Annotated in this window: 8 protein-coding genes; 4 read left to right on the top strand and 4 right to left on the bottom strand. The window is 60.6% G+C overall.

Features of this window, described 5'->3' with window-relative positions; genetic code table 11:
• Positions 1 to 75: 75 nt before the first annotated feature.
• The 3 genes from SGJ19_29140 to SGJ19_29130 are packed head-to-tail and all read right to left on the bottom strand — an operon-like array spanning position 76 to position 2,393.
• On the bottom strand, positions 76 to 627 hold the full coding sequence (locus tag SGJ19_29140; protein MDZ4784332.1) for a hypothetical protein: 552 nt from the start codon (positions 625 to 627) through the stop codon (positions 76 to 78).
• A 34-nt stretch (positions 628 to 661) separates the two neighbouring features.
• On the bottom strand, positions 662 to 1,759 hold the full coding sequence (locus SGJ19_29135; protein ID MDZ4784331.1) for a right-handed parallel beta-helix repeat-containing protein: 1,098 nt from the start codon (positions 1,757 to 1,759) through the stop codon (positions 662 to 664).
• A gap of 37 nt (positions 1,760 to 1,796) precedes the next feature.
• Positions 1,797 to 2,393 carry a hypothetical protein gene (locus SGJ19_29130; GenBank protein ID MDZ4784330.1) on the bottom strand — a complete coding sequence of 199 codons (597 nt, stop codon included), beginning with the start codon at positions 2,391 to 2,393 and terminating at the stop codon, positions 1,797 to 1,799.
• A 617-nt stretch (positions 2,394 to 3,010) separates the two neighbouring features.
• Here SGJ19_29130 and SGJ19_29125 point away from each other — a divergent pair.
• The 3 genes from SGJ19_29125 to SGJ19_29115 all read left to right on the top strand — a co-directional run bounded on the left by SGJ19_29125 (position 3,011) and on the right by SGJ19_29115 (position 9,597).
• Entirely contained in the window at positions 3,011 to 5,590 is a 2,580-nt protein-coding gene (locus tag SGJ19_29125; GenBank protein MDZ4784329.1) for a secretin N-terminal domain-containing protein, read from the top strand.
• Positions 5,591 to 6,114: 524 nt separating this feature from the next.
• Positions 6,115 to 8,934 carry a secretin N-terminal domain-containing protein gene (locus SGJ19_29120; GenBank protein MDZ4784328.1) on the top strand — a complete coding sequence of 940 codons (2,820 nt, stop codon included), beginning with the start codon at positions 6,115 to 6,117 and terminating at the stop codon, positions 8,932 to 8,934.
• Positions 8,935 to 8,979: 45 nt separating this feature from the next.
• Positions 8,980 to 9,597, top strand: coding sequence for a molybdenum cofactor guanylyltransferase (locus tag SGJ19_29115; protein ID MDZ4784327.1), 618 nt, complete (start codon positions 8,980 to 8,982; stop codon positions 9,595 to 9,597).
• Between the two features lie 37 nt (positions 9,598 to 9,634).
• Here SGJ19_29115 and SGJ19_29110 read toward each other — a convergent pair whose 3' ends face one another.
• Entirely contained in the window at positions 9,635 to 10,567 is a 933-nt protein-coding gene (locus tag SGJ19_29110; protein ID MDZ4784326.1) for a DUF481 domain-containing protein, read from the bottom strand.
• A gap of 156 nt (positions 10,568 to 10,723) precedes the next feature.
• Between SGJ19_29110 and selB the strand changes: the two genes are divergently transcribed.
• A partial coding sequence (selB, locus tag SGJ19_29105) for a selenocysteine-specific translation elongation factor (protein MDZ4784325.1) occupies positions 10,724 to 11,349 on the top strand: 626 nt, incomplete at its 3' end.

The following is an 11,349-nucleotide window of genomic DNA, read 5'->3' as shown; positions in this document are numbered from 1 at the left end:
TCGCTACGAAAAACTGAAACAAACATTTCTGGCAATCATCCAACTGGCCCTCGGATTCATCCGCCTAAAGCGGATTTAATCGTCAACAGAGCCTAGTCCTAACGACGAACTCTTCACCTTCACGTCACTGACCTTCGGGCGCACGCCGGTAGTGACCTTTACCGTGGGCGAAAACTCCGATGTGCTGCCTTTGAATGCCTGACCTGCGATGACTTCCGTGGCCGTAGCCGTCACGTATTGACCGACAGCAGTTGAAACTTGGAACTCGCGTTCTACAACTCCACCAGATGTCGTTGCGGACTGCGAACCGAGAAAAACCGCCCCTTCACCATCGTTTGTGCCGTTTTCAAACAGCTCGATCAGGAATTCGGCAGCGGCTGCACTTTCCAATCGGACACGAATAATCGTATTGCTTCCAACGATGTTTCGTTCCGCCGCAAGGATGATTGGATGATTCTGCAGGTCGTTGGGTCCGTTGTCCGAGTCGAAGTTGAGCAACGGGTCGTTGGTGTTTTGACCAGCGGCACCGATGTCGATCCCCAACCCACCATTCGCCGAGATCGAATTCTCCTTGAAGCGATTGTCGACGCCGCCTGCGGTCGACGTCCCCCCCAGCCGCCGCAACACGGATGCCGGCGCCGCTGTTGGATCGGATCGTATTTTAAGCGACGTAGTTCTCGCGAGCACCATTGATGACGATGACGCCGTCCGCGCCATTGCCGAGCGGCGCGCTGCCGTCGGCAGCGACGCCAATCTTATTTTGCGTAATCAGTGTGCTGCGAACATCGGCGCCGGTCAACTCAATCCCCGCCGACCCGTTGCCGGAAATGAGATTGTCCGTCACTTCCGTTGACAGGGACGAAATTGTCGTGTTCGTGAAGATAGTGACGCCCTTCTCCGTGTTGGGGATCGCGGCGTTGCCGGCGGAGTTGGTGCCAATCTTGTTCCGGAGAATGGTGTTCGTGCCGACGACGTTGACCAGCTCAATTCCTTTCATTGCGTTGCCGGAGATGACGTTGTCGGTGATGTCCACCTCGGTTGTCATCCCCGAGGGAGCGTTCTGGACCTTGATGCCGTCCTGGCCGTTGCCGAAATCGAGCGTGCCGGCCACGTTCGTGCCGATCTTATTGTTGACGATGTCCAGTTCGCGATCGTCGAACATCAAAATGCCATGCCCCGCGTTGCTGGAGATCACGTTCCCTTCGATACGATTGAAGGAGTCGCCGTTCGTGCCCGTGTAGTGAATGCCATTGCCGCTGTTGCCGGCGGCGGCCCCATTCAGGTCCAAGCCGATGTACGAGTTGTATAGCTGCAAATCCGCGTTCGCTTCGACTCGAATGCCGCCTTGTGGAAATCCAGTGACGGATAATGCGCGCACGATTGCCGCCCCCGTCGACGTACCGCCGCCGCCCAACGGTCCGTTACCCACCAGCAACCCTTGGCCGCTGGAACCGAACGACCAGGACGGCTGAATGCGGACTAACGGCGTACCAGCATAGCCCGACGCCGTAGTGCCATTTATCGTCACGGGTGAGACGATCTTTGGCAGCGGCGTGTTCAGCGTGATAACGTGCTGACCCGCGCCAAGCATATCAAACTGAATTTCGTCCGATTGCGATTGAAGGTTTGCTTGTTCGATCGCCCAGCGTAGCGAACCGGTGCCAGCGTTGTCGGTATTGGTGACGTCGATAGGCGCCAAGAGTCGACGCGCTTCCAACGATTCGATCGACAACTGACGGCGATTTTGGACAGATTTCACGGTTGAGTTCCTTTGATGCGAGTGATAGGCGACAAGTTCACGACACCTTGCAAACAAGTGCAATCGCGCCAACGCTAATCAGACAAATCGCGATCGACGAGGGCTCCGGAACTACAGCATACGTGGCGTGAAGTTCTGGCCGAAACTGGTCGCCAAGTCTCGTCTCTTGGCTTGCCAACAACAGAGTTGCACCATGCGAGACTTGAAATGCAAATCCGGCGTGCGTCGCATTGACGTTACGAAGCTCCGTCAACAACGCGGTGACATCGTATGTTAGATCAAGGTTGGAAGGAGTGTCATCCAGAACTCGCGATTCGATAAGTCGACTAGCCCCGAAGTCCGCTGGAAGGACAATTCCATCGCCAGCGTAGCCAAGCAGTAGCAAATCCAACGGCTGCACAGTCCGACCAGCCACATGCAATTTCAATTCGGCATGAACAATTGCGCCCTCGTCGTGTAAATCCATCATGCTGAACTCAATCGCGCTGCGCTGCTCGAGTTCAATTCCATTGAAGGTGTGCAAATACCCATCGCTGGCCGAAAACAATGTTTCAAAGATGCCATCGAATAGAACCCCCTGCGACTCATCAGCGGTGTCCTCACCAGACCGGTCGTCCACTACCGGGAGCGACACCGTGACCGTGGTTGCGCGCGCATAACACGACAGGGACGAAAGCACGACCAGGACGGCGCAAACTCTAGACATCGCAAAACCCTCCGTGTATGGGGCAAAGACCACAAGGCGAGTGCGGATTCTAGCCGTGAGCTTCGCGGCAAGTCAATTTCACGAACGGTTAGGATTCGATTCGCGTGCAATCGATGCACGAAGCGTCGCGCGCCACTCTTGCTCAACGGCGGACAAACCGCGCAATCCGTGCCCTTGGATTCTTGCTCTCCTCGCCGTTCATACGAAAGCTTGTGTTCTTGCATGGCACGAATCCCCTTTCGCTACCCCTCCAACGGGCTGTTCGCCTCCTCTGGTAATCCGCCGGGCGCCCTGTTAGACTAACGACCCCGCCAAACTATCCACATATGTTGATCTGATTGCGCTTCCTGGCTCGGTCTGCTCCGAGTTCCCACGGGTTGCGTGGTTCACACACCGAGGAGGTAACTCTCATGCGCGTGTGCTCGCTTCGTTTCCTGAGCATTCTTGCGGCGCTCCTTTCACTCGCTTCGCTCCCTCGTTGCGCGAGTGCCGACGACAAGCCCGTTGGGGAAAAGACCCCCAGCGCCGCCGAAGGGGAGGCCCCTGTGGTCCCCAATGTTGAACGGCCCGCTACTCCGGCAACGCCCCCCAGTGCCGCCGAATTGGCCGTTCGGCCGGACGCCGACGGGCTGGTCTCGTTCAGCTTCCGCGGCCAGCCTTGGCCTGCCGTGCTGGAATGGCTGGCCGACGTCTCGAATATGAGCCTGGAATGGCAACAGGCCCCGCCGGGCTATCTCGACCTCACCACGCGCGGCAAATACAGTGTGCCGGAAGTGCGCGACCTGATTAATTCGGTGCTGCTCGCGCGCGGGTTCACGCTGCTCGATAACGGCGAGATGCTGCTCGTCGTGCATCTCAAGGAGCTCGACGTCAGCCTGGTCCCTTGGGTGTCATCCGATCAACTGGACGAGCGCGGCAAGCATGAGTTGCTGCGCACGTCATTCGACTTGCAACGTCTGCGCGCGGACGTATTTGTCGAAGAGTTGAAACCGCTGTTGAGCCCTTACGGACAACTCAGCGCGCTGGAAACCACGAACCGGCTCGACATGCTCGACACCGCCGGCAACCTGCGCCGCATGCGCGATTTGATCGGCGAAGAAGAGCGGCACAGCAGCCAGACGACGGAAGTGCGCGAATATCGTCTCAAATACGCCAAGGCGGCCGAGACTTTGGAAACCTTGAAGACTTTGCTCGGCGGAAAATCGAACGGCGCGCAAGTCTCGTTGACGCAGGACCAGCAACAACAGTTGATGGACCAGCTCAAGCAGATGCAGCAAAAAGGAGACGCCCCCAAGATGCCGCCCCGCGGTGATGAAGCCTATTTGGCCATGAATCAGCGGGAAAACAGCATTCTGGCGCATGCGCCGGTGGATAAGCTCGCGGTGATCGAGCAGGCGATCGAATATCTCGACGTCCCGGCGAACGTGGATGGAGACGGCGCTCTCGGCGCCGAATTGCCACGGATGCAACGCTATGAATTACAAACGATCGACCCGGAACCCATCGTCCGCGTGCTGCGCGAGATGGGCACGCTCGATCCCACGGCGCGGTTGGAAATCGACAAGGAAAACCGCGCGATCATCGTTCACGCGCCGCTCACGGATCATGTCACGGTCCGCGCGGTGATCGATAAGCTCGACGTCGGTGGGCGCACGATGGAGATGATTCAACTCCGCCGCGCGAATGTCGATTACGTGGCGAAGTCGCTTGAGTTCCTCCTGCGCGGCGCCGACAACGAACGTCCCGGCGCGACGAAGCGCGCGCAATACGCCACCGATCGCGAGAATAATCGCCTATTCCTTTGGGCGAACGAAGCGGAGCTCGCCGACGTGCGCCGCCTGCTGGTCAAGCTCGGCGAGTACGGCGCGAACAGCGCCGCGCCGCCGATGCAGCAGACCATTCTCCTACCGCCAGGCAAACAACCCGAAGAAGTCTTGCGCGAACTGGAGAAACTCTGGCCGTCGGTAAGCCCGCGCCCGATGGAAACCACGCCCGTGACGCCGGCGCCGGCCGCCGACGAAGGCGCCGCGGCCCCGGTCCAGACCGACGCCGTGGCCACGACTGCGGAAGCGGCGCCGATCCAGCCCGTGAGCAATCCCCCCGTCGAGGAGCTCGCCTTAGCGGTCGCAGACGTGCTCGTCGATCCTGCGCCCGAGGTCGGCACCGCGGCACCGGTGGAAACACCGCCAGCTTCGCTCGGTCCCGCCCCGGTCCGCGTGACGAGCGGCCCGGAAGGCCTGGTGGTCACCAGCGACGACCCGACGACTGTCCGCCGCGTGAAGCAACTCGTTGGCGAGATTACCTCGAACGAGCAAAGCCTCCGCGTGTTCACGCTTAAGAACGCTAGCGCCGTGGAAGTTGCCGCACTGTTGGCCAACGCCTACGCCCCGCGCACCCCGGCGACGCCCAAGCCGGTCGCCGCGACGGACCCCAAATTCCGCTGGAGCGGTTTCGACGACCTGCCGGCGACCGCCGCGCCGCTTCCCGGCGAAGACGAGACGGAGATTCCGATTCGCTTTCTGGGAGACCCGCTGACCAACACCGTCCTTGTCCAAGGGGCCAGCGAGCGGCGATTGGAAGAGATCGCGAAACTGATCGAATCGTTCGACCAGGTGCCGCCGGCCGATACGCAGCCGACCCGGAAGACGAAGATCGTGAAAGTCGCCTACGCGTCGGCCGAGGAACTGTCCAAGGTCGTGAAAGATGTGTTCCGCGATCTGTTGAGCCCGGACGACCCGGCGATTTTGGCCAACATCCCGCCGGATCAGCGCCGCATGCCGTACGGTTACCGCGGGACGAACAGTCGCAATAACCGCCCACAGTACAAGGGTTTACTTTCGGTCGGCGTGAATGCGGAGTTGAACACGCTGGTGATTTCCGCCCCGGAAGAGGTGATGGTTCAGGTGAGCTCCCTGGTCGAGGTCTTGGACGCCAACGCCCTCTCCGAGCAACCGATCGCGGAAGTCCGAGCGGTTCGCGGAATTGTTCACGATCCGCAGTTGCGCGCCATTTTAAATAACGCCATTGATCCGGAGAGCGAAGCGTCGGTCAGCGTCAACCTGCGCGGCCAAGGGGCCGAAAGAGGCGACGACGGCCGCCGCCGCAGCTACCGGCGAGGACGTTAGACGGAGCAAGCCCGCGAAACACGTGAAGGGACGTGAAAAGTGAGTCGAGTCAGGCGTAGTGCCTTGTCCACAAATTACACGGAAAAGATGCTTCCGAGCCTCCGTGTGTTCCGTGGACAAGAAAGATGGCAATCCTCGACCATTTCGCTTTCCCTTTTTGCGTCATTTTGCGTGTTTCGCGGTTCCATCTGCTGGATTCGCCGGTTCGCGGCTATAGGGATTTGTCCCTATTAGCGGAGGTCATTTTTGCCCTCTCTCCAAGAAAACGGGCATTTTTTCGATAGAACTTTGATCGCCGCGCGTCGTCTGTTAATCTGGATGTCGCCCTTGAACCGAGGAACAGCCGCGTTCGTAAGTCGAGGCATGGCGTGCAAACTGCTTCCACCGGCCGGTCGCCAGGGTGCGGTCACAGTTCATGGAGAGGCGGACCTATGCGATTTTTGCGCGTTGCGTGTGGTGGCGTTTGCGTTGCGCTTTCCGTTGCGCCCCAAGCGACTGCGCAAGAAGTTAAGGCTGCGGTGGTCATGGACGTTGCGCCAGCCGCGGCGCCGGCTGTGGTTGCACCAGGCGGCCCCGTGCCTCCGCCAGGCGCTATGCCGGTAGAAGGTCAGCCTGCTGGGACGCCACCGGGCGGTGCTCCGGCGCAGCCCCCTGCGGCCGACGCAGCAGCGGCGCAAACGCCTGCCAAGCGACCGACGGAACCAGCGCAGCCCGCGAACCCTGTCGAGCTACAAGCCCGTCCTGACGCCGACGGCATGGTCACCTTCAGCTTCAAAGGCCAGCCCTGGCCGGCCGTGCTGGAATGGCTCGCGGATATTTCCGACAAGAGCCTCGAATGGCAAGAGGCGCCGCCGGGCTTTGTCGACCTCACCACGCGCGGCAAATATGGCGTGGCCGAAGTCCGCGATCTACTGAACTCCATTCTGCTCGCGCGCGGTTACACGATTCTCGACAGCGGCGAAGTCTTGCTGGTCGTGAATCTCGCGAAGCTCGACGTCAGCCTGGTGCCGCGCGTCAAGGCGGACGAGCTCGACGCCCGAGGCGGCCATGAACTGGTGAAGACGTTCTTCGATTTGAATCGCCTCCGCGCCGACGCGGTGGCCGAAGAGTTAAAGCCGCTATTGAGCCCCTATGGAAAGATCGCGGCGCTCAAGACGACGAATCGCCTTGACGTCCTGGAAACCGCCGGCAATCTGCGCCGCATCCGTGATTTGCTCATCGACGAACAAGACTCCAGCGGGCAGCAGTTCGAGGTCCGCGAGTTCACGCTGCGTTTCGCCCGAGCGGAGGACGTCATTCAGACCGTTAGCAAGCTGTTGGGTATCAAATCTGCCGATGCGGCCGCGCCGATGTCTCCGGAGCAGATGCAACAGCAGCAAATGATGATGCAGCAGCAGATGCAAATGCAGCAGCAACAGGGCGGCCAACCGGCCATGCCCTCGGGGCCGTCGGAAATCTACTTGGCCGCCAACAAACGCGAGAACAGCGTCCTGGCCCATGCCTCGGCCGACAAGTTGGCGCTGATCGAGCAAACCATCTCATTTCTGGACGTACCGTCGCGTCAGGGGCAAGGCGCTCTCGGCGCGACGTTGCCGCGCGTGCAAGTCTATCGCTTGTCCGGCATCGACCCGGAGCCGGTGGTGAAGGTCCTCCGCGAGATGGGCGGGCTGGATCCCACGTCGACGCTGGAGATCGACAAGAAAAACAAAGCCATCATCGCTAACGCGCCCTTAGCGGATCACGTGATGATCCGCGCGCTGATCGAACGCCTCGACGGCAGCGGCCGGCGCTTCGAGGTGGTCAAACTCCGACGTCTCAGCGCGGAGTACGTCGCAGGTTCGATCGAGTTTCTGTTCGCAGGTCCGAAGAAAGACGACTCGAGCCAGCGCCGCCAGCGCTATTACTACGGCTACTACGGCGGCGGCGAGGAAGAAGAAACGAAAGAAAAGGACAGCTTTCAGGTCGAGGCCGACGTCCGAAACAACCGCCTGTTGCTCCGTGCCAACGATGTTGAACTCGAAGAAGTTCGCATGTTGTTGGTTAAGCTCGGCGAAATCGATCCCGAGGGCGTGGTTCGCAACAACTCGCGCAAGGTCCGAGTTCCGGCCGGGAAGGAATCCGAAGATTTACTGCGCCGGCTCAAGCAAATGTGGCCGTCGGTCAGCCCGAATCCGCTATTGATCGATCCGGGGGCCGCGCCTGCGCCCGAGCAACCGACTGAGCCGGAACAAAAAGCGCCTGCGAAAGTGGATGACGCCACGGCGATGAGATCTACTTCGCTATTCGCACTGGCGATGGCGGACGAGGCCGAACTGGCGCCGCGGAGCGCACCGAGCAGCGACGCGCCATCGACGACGCCGGAAGTGGTCGCGGAACGTGAAGCCGAGGCGGTCGCCGCGCCCAGCGTGCCGGCGATCACGATCACGCAGGGGCCGGACGGATTGGTGATCTCCAGCCAGGACGGCGAGGCGCTCGATCGCATGATGGAATTGCTGGACGAACTGACGCCCGTGGAAATGAGCTACCGCGTGTTCGAATTGAAGAACACTTACGCTAAAGACGTATCGAAGTTGTTGAAAGACGTGTTTGAAGAGAAGAAAAAGGAAGAGGATCGCAATCCGTTCGGGTACTACTACTTCGACTACCCGCAAGAGGAAGAGAAGGAAGAACGGGGGCGACTGTCGAAGAAGCGGCCGTTGAAGTTCGTGCCTGATCCGGTGACGAACACCGTGCTCGTGCAAGGCGCGGACGAGGAACAGCTCGCCGAAATCGAATCGCTGATCGAGATGTACGATCGCCCTGATCCGGTCGATTCGCAATCGGTGCGAAAGACGGAGATCGTGCAAATCAAATACGCCGTAGCGCCCGAGGTGTTGACGGTCATCAAGGACGTGTACCGCGACTTACTCAGCCCGAACGATCCGGCGCTGCAACAGGCGCAGCCCCAGCAAGAACAGCGCCCGAGCCTGTTCTCGCTGCTGCGCGACGAGCAGAACGCCATCCCGCGCTTCAAAGGCTTGCTCAGCGTCGGCGTGAACGCCAAAACAAACTCTTTGGTGATTTCCGCCCCGCAATTCCTGCTCGACGACGTCAAGAGCATGGTCCAGGAACTGGACGACGCCGCGATGCCGGATCGTCCGGTCGCTCAAGTCCGCCGCGTGAACGGTATCGTCAACGACCCCTTGATGCGGGCGATCATCACCAACGTTGCCAACCCGAACGCCACTTCCCCGGCGAACGCTCAGCAAAACAATCAACAGCAGAACAATAACGACTCCGGCCGCGAAGAACGGCGACGCCGTGGACGGGAACGGAACGAAAACCGCGAGCGTAACAATGACTAGCCATGCGTGTTTGAACCGCCGAGGCGCAGAGACGCAGAGAGCATAATGGTGGGGACCTCGCTCCGGTGCGCCGGTCTCGTTCTCTGCGGCGGTCGAAGCGAGCGGATGGGCTCCGCCAAGGCCTGGCTTCCGTTCGGGCCCGAGTTGCTGCTGCAACGCGTGGTGTGCATTCTGGGCGAGGTGGTTTCGCCGGTCGTCGCGGTCGCCGCCCCGGGCCAGCGACTACCGCCGCTTCCGGCTGGCGTACTGATTGTCCGTGACGCCCAGGAAGGGCGCGGACCGCTCGAAGGGATGCTGGCTGGCGTCAAAGCGCTCGACGGCCGAGCGGACGCCGTGTTCGTCGCCAGTTGCGATGCGCCCCTACTCAGTTCCGCGTTTGTGCGTCGCGTCCTGAAATCGCTCGGCGACCAAGAAATCGCGGCTCCGGTCGTCGACGGCTTTGCCCATCCGTTGGCGGCCGTCTACCGCCTCAGCTTGCAAGGCGCGATCGAATCGATGCTCGCTGCAGATCAGCGCAGGCCGACGGATCTGTTGCGCGAGCGAAACACGCGCGAGTTGACCACAGCGGATTTCGCCGATATCGATCCAGAAATGCGCTCACTCCGAGGCTGCAACACGCCGGAAGAATACCAAACGCTGCTACGCGAGGCAGGGTTTGCATAGTGAACCGCGTGCGCGTGGACGAATTCCTTCTCGCGCGTTAGTACTTCCACATTACCAGCAGCGTATAGTCGAGGTCGTTTTTCTTCAGCCCGTGCGGCGTGCTGTCGTAGCGGTGATTCGCGGCGAGTTTCAGATTGGTGTTCCAGACCGGATCGACGAGCAACTCCCAGGCGGCCTTGTTCGTGGCGCGAAAATCGCTGATGTCGCCGATGTCCGGGAAGTATTCGGTCGCGGCGCTGATTTTTTGCCGTTCCGAGAGTTTGTGTTCGTACTCCATGCCGGCCAGACCTTCCGGCACCACGCTGTCGTCCGGGCCGCCGATTTCCTGCGAAAAGCCGCTACCGAGCCGGGCGATCAGGCTCGTGGCGTCGTTCTTGATGATCTGATAACCAAGACCGCCGTTCGCCACGACGCGAACGTCGAACGCCCGAAATTCGTCGTATTCCAGCGAGCCCTTCACGAACGGCGTCCAAGGGCTGTCCTGGAAGTGCCATTCGTTCCGCACGTCGAACAGCGCGCGATGCTCCGCCAAGACGCCGCTGCGCGAACCCCGCGAGTAGGTCAAATCCAGCGTCAGCGTATCGTGCGGCACGCAGCGTTTGGCGTGTGCGCCGAAGCGCATGTTGAAAAGTTCGCTATTGCCGGTCGAGCCGTTCAGGCCGAATTCCAGGCTCGATTCCCAAATCTTGGGCGGTGCCGGCGGCGCTTCTTCGACCACGATCGCCGTGTCGACGGCTTCCGGCGTTTTGACGTCCTCGATCGGCAAGGCGAGTTCCAGCGGCGCGATCAGCGGCCCATCGGTTACCGGCGGGAGCCGATAGACTCCGGACTCTGGCGCGAACACCGGCGCAGGCGTGGGACTTTGTCCCCCGGCGATCGGAGTCGCCGCGAAAACGGCAAGCCACGCCAGCCAACAGCGCAGCACCGTGCGGCGCAAACCCGTCATGTCGCTTCGTAAAGCTCGCAGCATGCGTGAATTCAGTCCGAGATTTGCCCAACGGTCGATGAAAATCGGGGCGTACGGTAGCCGCGACTTGATTCGAGCACAAGATAAACTGAGTAAGGTAGCAGCGCCGCCGTAACGCCAATGGTTCCCACGGCCACGGCTTCGTACAATTCGTTTACTATGGCGACGGACCTGATTCTCGGCACCGCGGGGCATATTGATCACGGCAAGACGTCGCTCGTCAAGCTGTTGACGGGCGTGAACACCGACCGGCTGCCGGAAGAAAAACAGCGCGGCATTACGATCGACCTCGGCTTCGCGGAATTGGATCTGGGCGAATACAGGCTCGGCATTGTGGACGTGCCGGGGCACGAACGGTTCGTCCGCAACATGCTCGCCGGCGCGACCGGCATCGATTTGGCCCTGCTGGTCATCGCCGCCGACGATTCGATCAAACCGCAGACGCGCGAGCACTTGGAGATTCTCAAGTTGCTCGATCTCCGCGCCGGTGTGATCGCGCTCACCAAGTGCGATCTCTCGGAACCGAGCTGGATCGAACTGGTCGAAGAAGAAATCCGCGAATTGGTGGCTGGCACTTTTCTCGCGGATGCGCCGATCATTCACACTAGTACTGTGCGCGGCGAAGGCGTTGAAAAGTTGAAGGCAGCGCTGGGTGACGCGGCGGCCAAAGTCGCGCCCTTAGTTGCAGCGAAACGTGAAGGACCATTTCGCCTGGCGATCGATCGCACGTTCACTTTGGCGGGACACGGCACCGTCGTGACCGGCAGCGTGGGCTCAGGAGCTGT

The sequence above is a fragment of the Planctomycetia bacterium genome (genome assembly GCA_034440135.1).
Lineage (GTDB): Bacteria > Planctomycetota > Planctomycetia > Pirellulales > JALHLM01 > JALHLM01.
This window is presented reverse-complemented; position numbering and strand designations above follow the sequence as displayed.